The organism is Streptomyces sp. NPDC111507 (assembly GCF_055638955.1).
The window spans coordinates 398,519-415,888 of the sequence record NZ_JBVKBU010000003.1 but is presented as its reverse complement, the minus strand read 5'-3'; the positions used below and the strand labels follow the sequence as shown (position 1 = coordinate 415,888).

The 17,370-nt window shown below is 72.6% G+C and carries 15 protein-coding genes; 11 read left to right on the top strand and 4 right to left on the bottom strand.

Annotation, left to right across the window (positions count from 1 at the left end):
• The first annotated feature begins 150 nt into the window (after positions 1-150).
• Complete coding sequence (locus ACZ7M2_RS14515; RefSeq protein ID WP_352044693.1) at positions 151-945, top strand: RNA polymerase sigma factor SigF; 795 nt, start codon at positions 151-153, stop codon at positions 943-945.
• A gap of 2 nt (positions 946-947) precedes the next feature.
• Here ACZ7M2_RS14515 and ACZ7M2_RS14510 read toward each other — a convergent pair whose 3' ends face one another.
• Positions 948-2,075 carry a PAS domain-containing protein gene (locus ACZ7M2_RS14510; RefSeq protein ID WP_471595515.1) on the bottom strand — a complete coding sequence of 376 codons (1,128 nt, stop codon included), beginning with the start codon at positions 2,073-2,075 and terminating at the stop codon, positions 948-950.
• A 110-nt stretch (positions 2,076-2,185) separates the two neighbouring features.
• Here ACZ7M2_RS14510 and ACZ7M2_RS14505 point away from each other — a divergent pair, with 110 nt between their 5' ends.
• The 4 genes from ACZ7M2_RS14505 to ACZ7M2_RS14490 all read left to right on the top strand — a co-directional run bounded on the left by ACZ7M2_RS14505 (position 2,186) and on the right by ACZ7M2_RS14490 (position 6,658).
• On the top strand, positions 2,186-2,956 hold the full coding sequence (locus ACZ7M2_RS14505) for an ANTAR domain-containing response regulator (protein ID WP_471595514.1): 771 nt from the start codon (positions 2,186-2,188) through the stop codon (positions 2,954-2,956).
• A gap of 168 nt (positions 2,957-3,124) precedes the next feature.
• A complete protein-coding gene (locus ACZ7M2_RS14500; RefSeq protein WP_471595513.1) occupies positions 3,125-4,159 on the top strand; it encodes a hypothetical protein in 1,035 nt (344 codons plus the stop codon).
• Between the two features lie 94 nt (positions 4,160-4,253).
• Positions 4,254-5,501, top strand: coding sequence for an aminotransferase class I/II-fold pyridoxal phosphate-dependent enzyme (locus ACZ7M2_RS14495; RefSeq protein ID WP_471595512.1), 1,248 nt, complete (start codon positions 4,254-4,256; stop codon positions 5,499-5,501).
• Complete coding sequence (locus ACZ7M2_RS14490; RefSeq protein ID WP_471595511.1) at positions 5,498-6,658, top strand: MBL fold metallo-hydrolase; 1,161 nt, start codon at positions 5,498-5,500, stop codon at positions 6,656-6,658. Before ACZ7M2_RS14495 ends, ACZ7M2_RS14490 begins: the two co-directional genes overlap by 4 nt.
• Positions 6,659-6,676: 18 nt before the next feature.
• Here the strand turns inward: ACZ7M2_RS14490 and ACZ7M2_RS14485 are convergent, their stop codons facing one another.
• Together ACZ7M2_RS14485 and ACZ7M2_RS14480 are read right to left on the bottom strand one after the other, a co-directional pair.
• The gene (locus ACZ7M2_RS14485) at positions 6,677-7,351 is read right to left on the bottom strand and encodes a DedA family protein (protein ID WP_471596014.1); all 675 of its coding nucleotides are present in this window, start codon (positions 7,349-7,351) and stop codon (positions 6,677-6,679) included.
• 14 nt (positions 7,352-7,365) lie between these two features.
• Positions 7,366-8,139 carry an MBL fold metallo-hydrolase gene (locus ACZ7M2_RS14480; RefSeq protein ID WP_471595510.1) on the bottom strand — a complete coding sequence of 258 codons (774 nt, stop codon included), beginning with the start codon at positions 8,137-8,139 and terminating at the stop codon, positions 7,366-7,368.
• 85 nt (positions 8,140-8,224) lie between these two features.
• Here ACZ7M2_RS14480 and ACZ7M2_RS14475 point away from each other — a divergent pair, with 85 nt between their 5' ends.
• From ACZ7M2_RS14475 to dnaK, 6 genes are all read left to right on the top strand, one after another.
• On the top strand, positions 8,225-8,677 hold the full coding sequence (locus ACZ7M2_RS14475) for a hypothetical protein (RefSeq protein WP_471595509.1): 453 nt from the start codon (positions 8,225-8,227) through the stop codon (positions 8,675-8,677).
• 88 nt (positions 8,678-8,765) lie between these two features.
• A complete protein-coding gene (locus ACZ7M2_RS14470) occupies positions 8,766-10,850 on the top strand; it encodes a phage holin family protein (RefSeq protein ID WP_471595508.1) in 2,085 nt (694 codons plus the stop codon).
• A 124-nt stretch (positions 10,851-10,974) separates the two neighbouring features.
• Entirely contained in the window at positions 10,975-12,036 is a 1,062-nt protein-coding gene (locus ACZ7M2_RS14465) for an ATP-binding protein (RefSeq protein WP_471595507.1), read from the top strand.
• Between the two features lie 71 nt (positions 12,037-12,107).
• Positions 12,108-13,844, top strand: coding sequence for a vWA domain-containing protein (locus ACZ7M2_RS14460; RefSeq protein WP_471596013.1), 1,737 nt, complete (start codon positions 12,108-12,110; stop codon positions 13,842-13,844).
• Positions 13,845-13,974: 130 nt separating this feature from the next.
• Complete coding sequence (locus ACZ7M2_RS14455) at positions 13,975-14,400, top strand: OsmC family protein (protein ID WP_403690954.1); 426 nt, start codon at positions 13,975-13,977, stop codon at positions 14,398-14,400.
• A 130-nt stretch (positions 14,401-14,530) separates the two neighbouring features.
• The gene (gene dnaK / locus ACZ7M2_RS14450) at positions 14,531-16,399 is read left to right on the top strand and encodes a molecular chaperone DnaK (RefSeq protein ID WP_471595506.1); all 1,869 of its coding nucleotides are present in this window, start codon (positions 14,531-14,533) and stop codon (positions 16,397-16,399) included.
• A 76-nt stretch (positions 16,400-16,475) separates the two neighbouring features.
• Here dnaK and ACZ7M2_RS14445 read toward each other — a convergent pair whose 3' ends face one another.
• On the bottom strand, positions 16,476-17,342 hold the full coding sequence (locus ACZ7M2_RS14445) for a helix-turn-helix domain-containing protein (RefSeq protein ID WP_471595505.1): 867 nt from the start codon (positions 17,340-17,342) through the stop codon (positions 16,476-16,478).
• Positions 17,343-17,370: the final 28 nt, after the last annotated feature.

Here is a 17,370-nt window from a genome sequence, read left to right as displayed (position 1 = left end):
GCCGGGGCAGGCGGAATTCAAGTGCTTCGGACAGGAGGCACGTCCGTGGAAGCGGGGAAGTCCTCGCCACGGGTGTGCCGTTCGACGCACCCGTGCGCTCCCACGGTGACCGTCCAACCCAAGGCACCTGCAAGGGAGTTGCGACGCATCATGCGAAACCAAGTGAGCGCGAAACGCCATCCGCACGACGACGCCCCCGACACCACGGAGGCATTCCGCAGGCTCGCCTCGCTCCCTCCGGGCCGGCCGCACGACGCGCTCCGCGAGCAGATCGTCGAGGCCTGGCTGCCGATGGCGGACCGGCTCGCGGGCCGGTTCCGCAACCGCGGTGAGAGCCTGGAGGACCTGCGCCAGGTCGCGGCGCTCGGTCTGGTCAAGGCCGTGGACCGGTACGACCCCGAGCTCGGCAACGCTTTCGAGAGTTACGCCGTGCCGACCGTCACCGGCGAGATCAAACGGCACTTCCGCGACCACATGTGGACCCTGCACGTGCCGCGCCGCGTCCAGGACCTGCGCAACCGTGTGCGGTTCGCCGTCCAGGAACTCTCGGGGACCATCTCGGGCCGGGGGCCCACCGTCGCCGAGATCGCCGAGCACGCCCGGATGAGCGAGGAGGACGTCCAGGCCGGCCTGGAGGCCCTGGAGAGCTTCACCGCGCTCTCCCTGGACGCCCAGGTCTCCGGCAGCGACGACGGCTACTCGCTCAGCGACGCCCTCGGCTCGGCCGACCCCGCGCTCGACGTCGTCATCGACCGCGAGGCCGTCAAGCCCCGGCTGCGGGCCCTGCCCGAGCGTGAACGCACCATCCTCTACATGCGGTTCTTCGGCGACATGACGCAGAGCCGGATCGCCGACGAACTCGGGATCTCGCAGATGCACGTGTCGCGGCTGATCAGCCGGTGCTGCCACCGGCTGCGCGACCAGGTGATGCGCGACGCGGCGTAGCCCTACCGGGGCGCGCTCATCGCCAGGGCCAGATGGCGGGACATCATGTCCACCGCCTGGGCCTCCGCCATCGAGAACGCCCGGCGGGCGCCGCTGCGGAACAGGGTCAGCACGCCTTGTACGGGGCCGGATGCGGTGGGCAGGGGCACGCACAGCAGCGACGTCACGTTCGCGCGTACGAGGATCGGGGCGCCCGAGGTGTCACGGCCGAAGGCGTCCGGATCCTCGGGGCGCACCGGCAGCGCGGTGGATCCGCCACGGGCCGCCTCGACGACGAGCGGACACCCGGCGGGATCCTGTGCGGCCACGCCCCGGGCCCCCTCCACGCTGTCGGAGGGTGCCAGCACCGTCGTACGGTACAGCCGCGCCGCTCCCGCCACGTCGGCCACGACCCAGTCGGCGAACCGCCCGTGCAGCACCCCGGCCGCCCGCTCCAGTACCCCGGACGGATCGCCGACCGGACCGCTGAGCAGCGCCGTGGTCATGGCGTCCACCAGGTCCATCAGCGCCGCGTGCCGGGTCGCCTCGGTCAGGTCCGGTACCGGGCCGGACGCGCGCTCGGGGGAGGGCACCCGGCTGTCCGCCGGCTGCAGGACGACCAGGACGGCGGTGCGGGGTTCGCCGCTGGGCCGCAGCGCGGTGAGCGTCGCCCGCACCGGCACCGCGGGCTGCTGCTGGAGGTGCACGGTGAGACTGCGGTCGCCCTCGCCGCGCGCCACCGCCGCCGCCTGCGAGCGGAACGCGGCACGGTCGGCGTGCGCGAGGAACCCGGTGAGCGGTCTGCCCGTCGCGTAGCCGGCCCGTACGCCGGTGAACGAGGATGCCGCGAAGTTCAGCCTGCGCACCACCGTCTCGCGGTCCACCAGCGCGACAGGCAACGGCACCCGCTGGAAGAGCGCTTTGAGGAGCTGTTGCTCCTGGCGGTCGACGGAGGCGACGCCCGACGGGCCCGTCGAGGACAGCCTCTCGTACCAGGGCCACAACTGGCCGGCCACGTGGTCGAGTTCGAAGATCGCCGCGTCGAGCACCGTCGGCAGGTCGTCGGCCGGTACCGATCGAGCCGCCTTGAGCTCCGCCACGCGGCGTACGAAATCCGCGAGTTCTTCACCGAATTCGTCCGTCTGCGCCATGCGATGAACGTAACCCGAAGGATTGGTTCCGGGTGTGGCGGGGGTGTAACCCACCGGGACTGTTTTCCGCGCAGGTGAGCGGGAAGGCGCGGAGGGAGGAGGGGTGAACCATGCTGGATGCGGGGCGACTTGAGCAACGCGGTCACAACGAACGGCGCGGTCGAGACGGTCGAGGCGGTCGACTGGGGCACCTGGGGACGCGGTCGCCGGAATCCACGCTTCCAGGGAGGCGGCTGTCGGAGCTCGCCGAGCAGGCCGCCCGCTGCACCACCGATTGCTGCGGCGCCAGCTGCCTGGTCTCCGAGGGCGGCCCGGAACGCCCCGCCGCGGTCACCCACCCCGACCTCGCCGCACTCGTCTCGGTCCAACTCCGCTCCGGAGACGGTCCGATCCCCGCCGCGCTGGAACGCGGTGAGCCCGTCGACTCGGCGGACCTGCTGCGCGAGGAGCGCTGGCCGGCGTACCGCGCGACGGCCCTCGACTCGGGTGTCCGCTCCAGCGTCACGATTCCCTTCCGGCGTTCCGGGCTGACCGTGACCCTCAGCCTCTACAGCTTCCGGCCCGGCGCCCTGGAGGACGCCCCGCACGGACCCGCCCGCGCGCTCGGCGACCTCGCCGTCACCTGCCTGGTCCGTGACCGCTCCTACCGGGCCGCGCTCACCGAGCTCGACCAGCTCGGCGCCGCGCTGCGCACCCGGCCCGTCGTCGACCAGGCGTGCGGGATCGTCATGCACGTACTGGGCTGCGACGCGGACGCGGCCTTCGGCGTACTGCGCCGCGTCTCGCAGGCGACCCAGCGCAAACTGTCCGACGTGGCCTCGGCCGTCGTGGACAAGCGTGGACGCGGCCTGGAACGGGAGCTCGCCTCCCTGTCGAACTGACCCGGTCGGCCGAGAGCCGCCGCTGTCACCCACGTCACCCGCTCGGGCGTCCGTGTCGCGCGAATGGTGTCCGGCCGCGCGCGCCGCGCGCCGGGGCGGGCTGTGATGGCGTGGGGGCGCGACGGCCGTGCCCCCTTCAGACAGTGTCTGTCCGAAGGAGCCCGACCCATGTGCCGTACCGTCCGTGTCCTGTCCGCCACCGCCCTGGCCTGTGCCGCCCTGGGGGCGGCCGCCACGGCCGCGTCCGCGGATCCGGGCGCGGAGGTCGATCCCCGTTCCGTGGGCCCCGGTGGTGTCCTCTCCATCTCCGTCACGTGCGACGCGATCGGCGGCACCCCGCCCGAGTCCATCGACGCCCACTCCCAGGGCTTCGAGGGGGGCAAGGTCCAGTTGCACCGGGTCACCGGCGGCGACGAGAAGACGGACGGCGCCACCTCGTACCGCGGGACAGCCCGTGTCCCGGCGGGTGGCACTTCCGACGCTGGATCCAGTGGATCCGGACTGGTCGGTGGATCCGGAGCGGTCGGTGGGTTCGGAGCGGCAGCGGGGGCCGGCGAGCAGTTCAGCAGCGATTCCGTCGCCGGGGACCGTGAGGCCCAATGGGGCGTCAACGGCGTGTGTCCCGTCGCGCCGGGTGGCCAGGAGCGGCCGTGGAACGCCTCGTACACCGTGTCCCGCGCCGCCGGCACCAGTACGGGCATCGGCACCGGTACGGGCTCCGGCACCGGTACGGGCATCGGCAACGGCGTCGGCAACGGCACGGGCACGGGCACAAGTGCCGGGCGTGACACGGCTACGGGGCGCGAGACCGGTGCGCCTCGTGACACGGGGGCGCCTCATGACACGGGTGCCGGTCGTGACTCCGGTGCGACGTACGACACCGGTGCGACGCACGACACCGGTACTGGACGTGACACGGGTACGGGTCGTGACTCCGGTGCGACGCACGACACCGGCGCGCCTCATGACACGGGTGCCGGGCGCGAGACCGGTGCGGCTCACGACACCGGCACCGGGCGTGACACCGGCACGGGGCACGACACCGAGGAGCGCCCCACCGGTTCCCAGTACGGAGTGCAGGGCGGCGAAGGCGGCACCTTCACCGATTCCGTCCCGGCCCTGATCACCGGCGGCGTCCTGATCGTGGGCGCGCTGGGCGCGGCCGCCCACCGGCTGCGCCAAAAGGGCTCCTCCCACCGCTGACGCTGTGACGGGCGCAACCCGACCGGGCGCCCATGACCGGGCGGGAGCCCGGGTAACGACAGGGCACGGCACCACGGACTGCACGGAGGCACGTATGCGGCGGACGGTTCCGGAAGGGCACGGTCCGGTCCGCTACGGCCCGCCCCTTCCCGATCAGGGCCTGCCGGTACTGGCCGAGCTGCGCGCCGTGCTCGCCGACGCGGCGGGCCACGCCCACGCCGAGCCCTCCGGCGGCGGCCCCGCGCTCCTCGACGCCGCCTGCGGCTACTGGACCCGGCGGGGCCTGGCCGCCGACCGCGACCGGGTGGTCGCCGCCCCCGGCGCCCCCGCGCTGCTCCTCGCGCTGACCGGCGCACTCGGCGGCGACGTCCTGGTGCCGCGCCCGTGCGCCGCCTGGTGGGCACCACAGGTCCGCCTCCTGGGCCGGTCCGTGTTCCACGCGGCGACGCCCGCGGAGTGCGGTGGCCTGCCGGATCCGTACGCACTCCTGGAGACCGTCCGCCGGGTCCGCGCCGAGGGCGGCGACCCGCGCCTGCTCGTGCTCTCCGTCGCCGACGACCCCACCGCCACCGTCGCACCGCCCGAGGTGGTGCACGAGACCGTGGAGGCCGCGGTGGGCGAGGGACTGCACGTGGTCAGCGACGAGACCTGGCGCGACACCCTGCACCGGCCGCACGACACCGTGTTGCTCAGCCCCGCCGAGATGCTCCCCGGCGAGGTCACCGTGCTGACGGACCTTGCGGGCGCCTTCCTGCCGCAGGGCTGGCCGGCCGCCGTCGCCCGCTTCCCGGACACCGACGAGGGCCTTCGACTGCGCGCCCGCGTCCTCGACGTGCTCACCGTGCTCAGTGCCCGGGTCGCCGAACCGGTCGCCGCGGCGGCCGCGTACGCGCTCGGCGAGCCGGACGCGGTCACCGAGCGGCTGACCGCCGCCGTACGCCTGCACGCGCGCGTGGCTTTCGCCGCGCACCGCGCGGTGATCGGGTCGGGTGCCCTCGCACGGCCGCCGCAGGCCGGCCGGCATCTGTACGTGGATCTCGGCCCGTTGAGCTCCGCGCTGACCGCCCTCGGCGTCGGGGACGCACAGGAACTGGAGGACTTCCTCACCGCCCGGCTCGGCATGCCCGCGCCGGGCGGCCACCGCTTCGGGGACGACCTCGAGGCGCTGCGCGTGCGGTTGGGGACCGGACCGCTGCTCGGCGCCACCGACGAGGAGCGGGCGGAATGCCTCAGTTCACCCTCACCGTTGGAACTGCCACAGGTGCAACGCGCGTTGACCCTCTTGGGGTCGGCGTTCGACGATCTCCGTGACGACGCTCAGCGATGGGAGCCTCCTCGATGACGCAGCAGTCCCAGTCGACCACGAGCACGAGTACGTCCCCGAGCACGTCCATATCCACGAGTACGTCCCTACCCACGAGCACGTCCGTGTCCACGGACACGCAGGACGCCGAGGAGCCGGCGTCCTCCATGGCCCCCACGGCGGGGCGTTCCTCACTGGCCGTTCCCCTCCGTCCGCTCGTCGAGCCCCCACCTCTCGCCGAACCCCGTCCGCTCGGTGAGCGCCGTGCGTGGCCGCGGTCGTTCGTCGACCGGCTGACCGCGCCGCTGCCGGGACTGCGGGCCTTCGCGCGGTTCGCCCGTGAGGGGGCGCTGCGGCCGAGGCCCGAGGGGCTCGCCGGCATTCCACAGCTGCCCTTCGAACCGGGTCCGCTGCCGCGGGTGGGCACCCGTACCGTCGCCGTCTCCTGGGCGGGGCACGCGAGTTGGGTGATCCGTATAGGCGGGCTCACTGTCCTCACCGACCCGGTCTGGTCCCGCAAGATCCTCGGCACCCCGGCCCGGATCACGCCGGTCGGCATGGCCTGGAGCGCGCTGCCGCGCGTCGACGCGGTCGTCATCAGCCACAACCACTACGACCATCTGGACGCGCCGACGCTGCGCCGGCTCCCGCGCGACACACCGGTGTTCGTGCCGGCCGGACTCGGGCGCTGGTTCCGGCGCCGCCGGTTCACCCGGGTCACCGAGCTGGACTGGTGGGAGGCGGTCGAACTCGAGGGCGTGCGCTTCGACTTCGTCCCCGCGCACCACTGGTCCAAGCGCGGTCTCACCGACACCTGCCGCACGCTGTGGGGCGGCTGGGTGCTGACGGCGCCCGAAGGACAGCGGGTGTACTTCGCGGGGGACACGGGGTACGGGCACTGGTTCGCGGCCATCGGACAGCGGTACCCGGGGATAGACCTGGCCCTGCTTCCCATCGGGGCGTACGACCCCCGGTGGTGGTTGAGTGACGTCCACTGCGACCCGGAAGAGGCTGTTCGGGCGGCCGTCGACGTGGGGGCCCGGCGGATGGCGCCGATGCACTGGGGGACGTTCGTGCTGTCCGCGGAGCCCGTGCTGGAGCCGTTGACCCGGGTGAGGGCGGCTTGGGAGCGGGTGGGGCTGGAGCGGGGGAATCTGTGGGATCTGGCGGTGGGGGGTTCTCGGGTCCTGGGGTGACGACGGTGGTGGGGGTGCCTACCGAGGCGCGGTCCCGCGTACCCTCCGCCACACTCCCGGCGCCGCGCTGATCGCCAGTGTCAGGGCCACTGCCGCCACCACGCCCTCCCACGGCTCGTCGAAGAGGGAGCCGCCGAGAATGCCGATGACCTGGTAGGTGGCCGCCCAGGCGAGGCAGGCGGGGATGTCGCCGCGGGCGAAGGTGCGCAGGGGCATCTTCGCCAGCAGGCAGGCGAGCATCACCGGTATGCGGCCCGCCGGGACGAGGCGGGACAGGACGAGGACGGCGACACCGTGGTCGTCCAGCTTCTCCTGGGCCTGGGTGAGGCGGTCCTCCGGGGCGCGCACCCGGATCGCCTCCAGCCAGCGCGAGCCGTTCTTGGATTTCATGCCGCGCCGGCCGAGCCAGTAGAGCGCCACGTCACCGAGGAACGCCGCGAGCGAGCTCACCGCGAAGACCAGCAGCAGGGCGAACGGCGCGGTCTCGTGAAAGGCCACCACGGCCGCCGAACTGACCAGCGCGCCCGTCGGCACCACCGGGACCAGCGCGCCGATCAGCACCAGCACGAACAGCGACGGATAGCCGATCGCCTGCTGCGTGCTCTCCGGTGACACGGCCGCGCCCGCGGCGGACAGGAACAGGGCGGGGGTGGTGCTCTTCGCGGACAGGAATATCGCGGGGGCCGCGCCCATGGCGGTCAGAGGCGTCACCGCGCGACCTCCGGGCGCACGCTCTCGCCGTGTTCGAGCCGGTGCACCGCCACCTGGGGCGCACGTTCCCCAGCCAGGCGCACGAAATCATCACCCGGCGCATGGAATTCATGGGGGCGCACGCTGTCCATGCCGATGGGCCAGTACGTGCCGTAGTGCACCGGCACCGCGCTCCTCGGCATCAGCCGGGCCAGCGCCTCGGCGGCCCGCCCCGCGTCCAGGTGTCCCTCCCCGAGGAAGGGGCCCCACCCGCCGACCGGCAGCAGCGCCACGTCGACCGGTCCGACCTCCTCGGCCATCGACTCGAACAGCCCGGTGTCCCCGGCGAAATACGTCCGCGCCTCGCCCTCCACCACGAAGCCCAGCGCGGGGGAGCGGTGCGGTCCGATCGGCAGTCGCCGCCCGTCGTGCCGCGCCGACACCGTACGTACGACCAGGTCGCCGACCTCGGTCAGGTCCCCGGGCGCCACCTCGACGAACCGCAGATGGTCCAGCCTGCGCAGCGCCGGCACCACACGTGGTGCGCCCCTCGGCACCAGCACCGGCGTGCCCGGCGCGAGCCGCTGCAACGAGGGCAGATGGAGATGGTCGGCGTGCAGATGCGAGACCAGCGCCACGTCCGCGACCGCCGCCTCGGGAGGGGGCGGCGCCCCGCGCCTGCGCCGCAGGTGCGCGAGCCGGCGCGCGAAGAGCGGATCGGTGAGGACGCGTGTGCCGGAGTCCTCCAGCGTGCAAGTGGCGTGCCCCCACCAGGTGATCTCCACCGGCACTTCTTTGCCTCCTCCGTGCGACTCCCCCCGAGCCTACGTGCAGGAGTAGGGTCGGCGGCGAAACCCGGAGGTGAGGGGGGACGCCATGGGACACGCGCGCAGCGCCTCCGCAGTGCCGACCGTGCCGGCTGTGCCGACCGTGGTCCGCGTCACGGCCATCGCGAGCCTGACGCCCCTGGAGGAGCTCGACGCGGACCCCTTCCTCGTGGACTCCCGCAGCCAGTACGCGATGTGCGCCCGCTGGGCCGCCGAGCGCGGATATGTCGTCACCCGCGAGCTCCTCGTCCGCGGTCTGCGCCCCGACCACCGCACCCTGTGGGCGGACGTCGAGGCGGGCCTCGTCGACCTGTTCGTCGCGCCGAGCCACCGCGTCCTGGAGCGCGCCCTCGCCTCAGTGGACGAGTTCACCGCCGAATGCGCCCGCCGCGGCGTACGGATCGAGACGGTCGGCTGCGCGGAACCGTCGTACGACGCCCAGATGAAGGCCCAAGTCCACCGCCGCCTGTCGATGCCGACCGCGGGTTACGACGGCCGCTGACGGGGACACCGGGGGCCGCTCGGCCGTTGTGACAGGGTGGGAGCAGGCCTCGCGCACCGGGCGGGCCGGGACGTGAGGTGGACAGGGCGTGGGCGGAAGGCGTTGGCGACGGCTTCTCAGCGGAGTGTGGCGGAGCATCGCGGTGTGGGCCGTGTCCACGGTCACCATGCTCGTCCTCGCCGGTGTGCTGCCCGACTTCCAGCTGGAGTCCAGCAACGGCGACAGCGCCACGCGGATCGCGGTCACCGCCGGGGCCGGCGCGGCCGTCTTCGGTCTGCTCTCCTCGCTCGTGTGGCCCCTGCTCGTACGGGCGCTGCTCCTGGTGCCCGCCCTCGTGCTCGGTCTGCTCGTCTTCTTCCTGAACGGGTCCTTGCTGCTGATAGCCCTGCGCATCAACCCCTCCGGGCAGGGCGAGGCCGCGCCCGAGACCGCCGTGGTCGTCGCCGCCGTGATGTCCGCGGTCGCCTCGGCCACCGGGGGTGCCCTCGCCGTCCGTGACGACGACGCCTACCGGCGCAGGCTCTACCGGCTCGCCGACCGGCGCCGCAGGCGCGGTGACGGGCTGGCCTGGCCCTCGACCCCCGGCGCCGTCTTCCTCCAGCTCGACGGTGTCGGCCACGACGTGCTGCAGGAAGCGGTCGGCAAGGGGCTGATGCCCACCGTCGCGCAGTGGCTCGAGGGCCCTGGGGAGGGCGGCTGCCCCACCCACCGGCTCACCCCGTGGCGCACCGACTGGTCCAGCCAGACCGGCGCCAGCCAGCTCGGCATCCTGCACGGCAGCAACCACGACGTGCCGGCCTTCCGCTGGTACGAGAAGGACACGCACGAGGTCATGGTGTGCAACCGGCCCTCCAGCGCCGCCGAACTCCAGCGCCGGGCCATCGAGTACACCGGCGACGGAGGCCTGCTCACCGTCGACGGCGCCAGCCGCGGCAACCTCTTCAGCGGTGGCGCCGACCAGCTGGCCCTGGTGCTGTCCATCGCCGCGCGAAGGGGCCGGGAGAACCGTTCCCGCTCCGGTTACTTCGCCTACTTCAGCGACCCCGCCAACGCCGTCCGTACGGCCATGTCCTTCGTCGCCGAGGTGCTGCGCGAGATGGGCCAGTCCACGTGGGCCCGCATGAAGAAGCGGCGGCCCCGGGTCAAGCGCGGCGGGCTGTACCCCTTCGTGCGGGCCTTCGCGACCGTCGTCGAGCGGGACGTCGTCGTCGCCGCGGTGATCGGCGACATGCTCGCCGGGCGCAACGCGGTCTACGCGGACCTGGTGGCGTACGACGAGGTGGCCCACCACTCCGGGCCGCGCAGCCGGGACGCCGAGAAGGTCCTGGAGCGCCTCGACCGGTCCCTCGCCCTGGTGGCCAAGGTGGCCGAACACGCCCCGCGGCCCTACCGGATCGTGGTGCTGTCGGACCACGGCCAGAGCCCCGGCGAGACCTTCCTGACCCGCTACGGTCTCAGCCTCGGCAACCTGGTCCGGGCCGGCTGCGGGCTGCCCGTGCCGCGCAAGGCGCAGCGCACCCACAGCGGCACCGAGGCGCGGGCGGCGGTACGGGCCGCGCTGCGCAGACCCGTCGAGGAGCGCGGCGAGCGGCACCGTCCCTCACGCCGCTCCGAGCCCATCGTGCTGGCCTCGGGCAACCTCGGCCTGGTCTCCTTCCCCGACGTGCCGCACCGGATGAGCCGGGAGGAGATCGACCGCCGCCACCCCGCGCTGCTCTCCACCCTCGCCAACCACCCCGGCGTCGGCTTCGTGCTGGTCCGCAGCGAGGAGTACGGCGGACTCGTGCTGGGCGCGAACGGCGCGGAGGTACCGGTCGACAAGCTCGACGACGCGCGCCAGGGCCCGCTCGCCGACTTCGGCCCCGGCGCCGCCGACGCCGTACGACGTACGCACGCCTTCCCGCACGTCGCCGACATCATGGTCAACTCCTCGTACGACCCGCAGGAGGGCGAGGTCCTCGCCTTCGAGGAGCAGATCGGCTCGCACGGCGGACTCGGTGGGGCCCAGGCGCGCCCCTTCCTGCTGTCACCCGTGGCCCTGTCCGTGCCGGTCGAGGACGACGCGGATCTCGTGGGCGCCGAGCAGGTGCACCGCGTGCTGCGGCGCTGGCTGCGCGAGTGCGACGGCCCCCAAGTGCCGCTGACGGCCACCGCGGACGAGCGCGCCGCCTGAGCCACGGCCAGGGGGCGGGCCGGGGCGGCGGAAAATGGGCTGCGGTCGGCGAGTCCCGCGCACACACTGTTCGCATGGAGCACCGCGCACCCGCGGGGCACTTCCCGACCCCCGAGGATGCTGCGTGCAGGCAGTCGTGACCGTCACCCCCGCCCGGATACCGGAACTGCTGCTCGGTCTCGCGACCGTGCGGCCGGTCTTCCTGTGGGGCGCCCCCGGCATCGGAAAGTCCTCCCTGGTGAGGGAGTTCGCCGAGTCGCTGGGACTGGAGTGCGTCAGCCTGCTCGGCACCCAGCTCGCACCCGAGGACCTGATCGGCGTCCCGCAGATCCGCGACGGACGCTCGGTGTTCTGCCCGCCGGAGGCGATCGCCAGGGACGAGCCGTACTGCCTCTTCCTGGACGAGCTGAACGCGGCGACGCCGGATGTGCAGAAGGCCTTCTACTCGCTGATCCTGGACCGCCGCATCGGCAACTACGAGCTGCCCAAGGGCTCGATCGTGATCGGCGCGGGCAACCGCGCCACCGACAACGCGCTGGCCCGCCCGATCGCCTCCGCGCTGATCAACCGCCTCACGCACGTGCACCTGGAGGCGTCCTCCAAGGACTGGCTCGCCTGGGCCGCCGGCAACGGCATTCACCCCTGGGTCGTGGACCACCTCACCGACCGGCCCGACCACCTGTGGTCCAAGCCGCCGAAGACCGAGGAGCCGTTCTCCACGCCCCGCTCCTGGCACATGCTCTCCGACGCGCTGCACTCCTTCGGGCCGGCCCTCGACGAGCCGACCCTGAAGGTGATCGCGCACGGCACCCTGACGCCCGCGCACGCGGTCGCCTTCTGCGGCTACGTGAAGATCGTGCGCAGCCGGTTCGGCATCGAGGCGATCGTCAAGGGCGACGCCCGCTGGCCCCACCGCCCCGAGGACCGCGACCTGCTCTACTACCTCGCCGAGTCCTTCCGCGGCCGGCTCGTCAAGGAGCTGCCCGCCAGCAAGGAGCACCTCTCGGCGAACGGACAGCAGACCGCGTACCGCGCCAAGTCGCTGCTCGTGCAGCTCGCCGAGATCTCCGTGGAGGTCGCGCAGAGCGTCATCGCCCCGGACACCGACGGCAATCCCCTCCTGCCCGCCTGGTTCCTGGTCGAGGCGGCCCGTGACATGCCCCGGCTGGTCGAGGCGCGGCAGTGAGTCGCACCCCGACGAGCCGCGGCAAGGGACAGCCGAAGAAGGACCTGGCGGCGGAGGCCTTCGCGGAGGGCATGCGGCTGGTGCGGGCCAACCGGGCGCTCGCCGCCATCGGGTTCAGCACCTGCCGCCAGGAGGACTGCCCCGACTCGCCTCGCGACGGTCTCGTCCGCGTCGACTCCAACGGTGTGCTGCACGTCCACCCCACCCGCCGCGCCGAGCCCGTCGAGTGGGCCTGGGCGGTCGCGCACGCCGTCATCCACCTGGGCTTCGGCCATGTCCCGGCGGCGCCGAAGACGCGCGAGCAGCCCGACCGCCACGCCCTCGCCGCCCGCTGCGCGGTCGTCAACCGCTTCCTGCTCGGCTTCCCCATCGGCCTCACCCCCGAGGACCTGCCGCCCGGCTACCCCGACGGCGACGAGGAGCAACTCGCCGCCCGCTGGCGGCGCGAGGGCACTCCGGCCCCGTACGAGCGCTGCGGTACGGCCGGCGGCGAGCCGGACCAGCTGCTGGTGCCGTGGGACACCTGGAAGGGCGGCCGGGCCCCGGACTGGCAGCTCGAGTTCGCGCACGCCCTGACCCGTACCGTGGCCACGGCGATGGATGTGGCCGGCGGCCGCCGAGGCTCGATGCGCGGCGGGCCCACCAGGCTCCAGCCCTGGGAGCAGGCGCTGAGCTGGTTCATCTCCTCCTACCCGCTGCTCGGCGGCATCGCGGCCGGTATCACCCTGGTCGCCGACGCCGAACTGGCCCGCGCCCATGACATCTCCGTCGCCGCGGTGAACGCGGAGGCGGGGGAGATCTACATCAACCCGCTGCGTCAACTGGAGGACGAGGAATGGCGGTTCGTCCTCGCCCACGAGATGCTGCACGCCGCCCTGCGGCACGGCGACCGCTGCGGCCCCCGCGACCCGTACCTCTTCAACATCGCGGCCGATTACGTCATCAACGGCTGGCTGTGCGAGATGCAGGTCGGCACGATGCCCGAAGGGCTCCTGTACGACGCGGAGTTGAAGGACCTCTCGGCGGAGGAGGTGTACGACCGGATCGCGAAGGACCTGCGCCGGATGCGCCGGCTGTCCACGCTGCGCGGCAAGGGTGTGGGTGACATCCTCGGTGCCCCGCTCGGCTCCCCGCGCGACTACGTGGACCTGGACGAGCTCTACCGGCGCGGGCTGAGCCACGGCTTCGACCTGCACCAGCAGCTGGAGCGGGGCTATCTGCCGGGCGGTCTGGTCGAGGAGATCCGCGCGCTCGACCATCCGCCGCTGCCCTGGGACGCCCGCCTGGCCCGCTGGTTCGACGAGTTCGTGCCCCGCCCCGAGCCGGTACGGACGTACGCGCGCCCCTCGCGCCGTCAGGCGTCCACCCCCGACATCCCGCGCGCGGGACGGTACTTCCCGCCCGAGGAGATCGCCCGCTGCACCTTCGGCGTCGTGCTCGATACCTCCGGCTCCATGGACCGCACGCTGCTCGGCAAGGCGCTGGGAGCCATCGCCTCGTACGCCGAGGCCCGGGACGTACCGGCGGCGCGGGTGGTGCTCTGCGACGCGGCGCCGCACGACGCGGGCTATCTCCCGGTCACCGAGATCGCCGGTCGCGTACGGGTGCACGGGCGCGGCGGTACGGTGCTGCAGCCCGGCATCGATCTGCTGCACCGCGCGGACGACTTCCCGCCGGGCGCGCCGTTGCTGGTCATCACGGACGGCGGGTGCGACGTGCTGCGGGTGCGGCGCGAGCACGCGTATCTGATTCCGCAGGGCGCGCGGCTGCCGTTCTCGGCGCGGGGACCGGTCTTCCGGGTGCGGTGAACCACCTTCGCGGCCGCGGCGAGCCGTCTTGGCGGACTTGGTGAGCCGTCATTCTGGGTGAGTCGCGCGCAGGTGTGATCGGATGGTGCGCACGGACCCCGAAAACGGGACCCCATCGAAGGGAATCATCGTGGCAACCACGCGCACCGCGCACACCGTGTGGGAAGGCAACCTGCTCGAGGGCAGCGGCGTCGTCACCTTCGACTCCTCCGGCATCGGCCAGCAGCCGGTGACGTGGGCGTCGCGGGCGCAGGACGCCAACGGCAAGACCAGCCCCGAGGAGCTGATCGCCGCCGCCCACTCCAGCTGCTTCTCCATGGCGCTGTCGCACGCCCTCGCGGGCGCGGGCACCCCGCCCACCAAGCTCGTCACCAACGCCGACGTCACCTTCCAGCCCGGCGAGGGCATCACCGGCATCCACCTGACGGTGGAGGGCACGGTGCCGGGCCTCGACAACGACGGCTTCGTCGCGGCGGCCGAGGACGCGAAGAAGAACTGCCCGGTCAGCGCGGCGCTGACCGGCACGACGATCACCCTGTCGGCCAAGCTGGGCTGACGTCCGGGAGCAGTACGGCGCCGCGGTCCCCGCGCAGGGCCCGCGGCGCTGTCATGTCCGCCCCATTGACAAGAACGCACTCAAGTTTTGTGCTTGAAGGTGGGCAGCGCCCTGGCGGAAGGGGACGGACATGGCACGTGCGGTCGGGATCGACCTCGGTACGACGAACTCGGTGGTGGCCCTCCTGGAAGGCGGCGACCCCACCGTCGTGACCAATGCGGAGGGCGCGCGCACCACCCCCTCCGTGGTGGCCTTCGCCAAGAACGGCGAGGTGCTCGTCGGCGAGGTCGCCAAACGTCAGGCCGTGACGAACGTGGAGCGCACCGCGCGCTCGGTCAAGCGCCACATGGGCGACGCGGGCTGGCGCTTCCCGGAGAAGGGCTCCGTCGACGGCACCCGCTACCGCGCCCAGGAACTGTCGGCGCGCGTCCTGCAGAAGCTGAAGCGGGACGCGGAGGCCTACCTCGGCGAGGACGTCACGGACGCCGTGATCACCGTGCCCGCGTACTTCGACGACGCCCAGCGCCAGGCCACCAAGGAGGCAGGCGAGATCGCGGGCCTGAAGGTGCTGCGGATCATCAACGAGCCGACGGCCGCCGCCCTCGCCTACGGCCTCGACCGGGGCGAGGAGCAGACCGTCCTCGTCTTCGACCTGGGCGGCGGCACCTTCGACGTCTCGCTTCTGGAGATCGGCGACGGCGTCATCGAGGTCAAGGCCACCAACGGCGACACCCGGCTCGGCGGCGACGACTGGGACCAGCGGATCGTCGAACACCTCGCACAGCGCTTCAAGGCCTCGTACGGCATCGATCTCGGCCACGACAAGATGGCGCTGCAACGGCTGCGCGAGGGCGCCGAGAAGGCCAAGATCGAACTGTCCAGCTCCTCCGAGACCACCGTCAACCTGCCCTACATCACCGCCACCGCCGACGGCCCCCTGCATCTCGAGGAGAAGCTGACCCGCGCCCAGTTCCAGGAGCTGACCGCCGATCTGCTCGACCGCTGCAAGACCCCCTTCCACCAGGCGGTCAAGGACGCCGGCGTCAAGCTCGCCGCGATCGACCACGTCATCCTGGTCGGCGGCTCGACCCGGATGCCCGCCGTCACGGACCTGGTCAGGGAACTCACCGGCAAGGACCCGCACAAGGGCGTCAACCCGGACGAGGTCGTGGCGCTCGGCGCGGCCCTCCAGGCGGGTGTCATCAGGGGGGACGTGAAGGACGTCCTGCTCCTCGACGTCACCCCGCTGTCCCTCGGCATCGAGACCAAGGGCGGCATCATGACCAGGCTCATCGAGCGCAACACCACGATCCCGACCCGTCGTTCGGAGATCTTCACCACGGCCGCGGACAACCAGCCCTCGGTCGGTATCCAGGTCTACCAGGGCGAACGCGAGATCGCCGCGTACAACAAGAAGCTCGGCGTCTTCGACCTCACCGGGCTGCCGCCCGCGCCGCGCGGAGTCCCGCAGATCGAGGTCGCCTTCGACATCGACGCCAACGGGATCATGCACGTCTCCGCGAAGGACCTCGCCACCGGGCGCGAACAGAAGATGACCGTCACGGGTGGCTCCGCGCTCCCCAAGAACGACATCGACCGCATGATGCGCGAGGCCGAGCAGTACGCCGAGGAGGACCGCGCGCGCCGCGAGGCCGCCGAGACCCGCAACCAGGCCGAACAACTCGTCTACCAGACCGAGAAGTTCCTTCGCGACAACGACGAACGCATCCCCTCCGAGACGAAGCCCGAGGTCGAGTCCGCCGTCGCCGACCTCAAGCGCCTCCTGGAAGACTCCGCCACCGACACCGCCGCCCTGCGCGGCGGCGTCGAGAATCTGGCCTCGGTGAGCCAGAAGATGGGCCAGGCCATGTACGCCCGGGCCCAGCAGACGCCCCCGGAGGAGCCGGCCGCCGAGCACACCACGGCGGCGGAGGAGGAGGGTGTGGTGGACGCCGAGATCGTGGACGACGAGAGGGAGGCGAGGGGCGGCGCGGCGTAAGGACCCTGGAGGTGAGGGGCTCGCGGGGAGCCCCTCACGGGCAACTCCTCGCCGAGAACCCCGCTCTGGGAGCTTCTCAGTAGGAGTCCCGGATCTCCCGCAGGATCTCCTTGGTACGGGGCACGGAGGCGGCGTGGGCGGACATGTGGTCCAGCACTTCCAGGTGCATGCCCACCTCGGCGCGCGAGTCGAGGTAGAGGGCACCGGTCAGGTACTCGCTGTAGACCATGTCGGGCAGTTCCGGCTCCGCGAAGCGGAACAGCGCGAAGGAGGTGTACGTCCCCGGATGCGGGCCGCTCGCGTACTCGGCGACCTGGACGGAGATGTCGTCGCTCTCCATCTCCCGCAGCAGCCGGTCGATCTGGTTCCGCATGACCTCGCCACGGATGCTCACCGGACGCCGCAGCGCGGTCTCGTCCATGATCACCCAGAGGTGGGGCCGGTGCTCGCGCCCCAGCAGCAACTGCTGCCGCGTCATGCGCAGCGTCACATGCCGCTCGATGGCCTCGGGCCCCGTCTGGCCCACCGTCCCCGCCTCCAGCACGGCGCGCGCGTACTCCTCGGTCTGCAGCAGCCCGGGCACGAAATGCGGCTCGTACGAGCGGATCAGACGGGCGGCGCCCTCCAGGCTCACGTGCATGCTGAACCAGTCCGGCAGCACATCGTGGAACCGCTGCCACCAGCCCGGCTGGTTCGCCTCCTCGGCGAGCGTGACGAAGGCGGCCACCTCGTCGTCGGCCACGCCGTACGTCGTCAGCAGCACCTGGAGGTAAGGGATCTTGAGGGCGACCTCGGCCATCTCCATCCGCCGCACCGTCGCCGGGGCGACACGCAGGACACGCGCGGCCTCTTCGCGCTTCAGCCCGGTGGCCTCCCGCAATTCCTGCAGCCGCCGCCCGAGCACCACTTGCCCCACGGTGGGCGCAGCCCGCCGCTCACTCACGCCACGCCCTCCCCAAGCGCCGAAGCCA

What these genes read in the sequence shown, in the direction of transcription:
- ACZ7M2_RS14510 (WP_471595515.1), bottom strand. Translation starts at nt 2,075, where the DNA reads ATGGCGCAGACGGACGAATTCGGTGAAGAACTCGCGGATTTCGTACGC.
- ACZ7M2_RS14460 (WP_471596013.1), top strand. Translation starts at nt 12,108, where the DNA reads ATGCGGCTGGTGCGGGCCAACCGGGCGCTCGCCGCCATCGGGTTCAGC.
- dnaK (WP_471595506.1), top strand. Translation starts at nt 14,531, where the DNA reads ATGGCACGTGCGGTCGGGATCGACCTCGGTACGACGAACTCGGTGGTG.
- ACZ7M2_RS14490 (WP_471595511.1), top strand. Translation starts at nt 5,498, where the DNA reads ATGACGCAGCAGTCCCAGTCGACCACGAGCACGAGTACGTCCCCGAGC.
- ACZ7M2_RS14505 (WP_471595514.1), top strand. Translation starts at nt 2,186, where the DNA reads ATGCTGGATGCGGGGCGACTTGAGCAACGCGGTCACAACGAACGGCGC.
- ACZ7M2_RS14485 (WP_471596014.1), bottom strand. Translation starts at nt 7,351, where the DNA reads ATGGGCGCGGCCCCCGCGATATTCCTGTCCGCGAAGAGCACCACCCCC.
- ACZ7M2_RS14495 (WP_471595512.1), top strand. Translation starts at nt 4,254, where the DNA reads ATGCGGCGGACGGTTCCGGAAGGGCACGGTCCGGTCCGCTACGGCCCG.
- ACZ7M2_RS14500 (WP_471595513.1), top strand. Translation starts at nt 3,125, where the DNA reads ATGTGCCGTACCGTCCGTGTCCTGTCCGCCACCGCCCTGGCCTGTGCC.
- ACZ7M2_RS14475 (WP_471595509.1), top strand. Translation starts at nt 8,225, where the DNA reads ATGGGACACGCGCGCAGCGCCTCCGCAGTGCCGACCGTGCCGGCTGTG.
- ACZ7M2_RS14515 (WP_352044693.1), top strand. Translation starts at nt 151, where the DNA reads ATGCGAAACCAAGTGAGCGCGAAACGCCATCCGCACGACGACGCCCCC.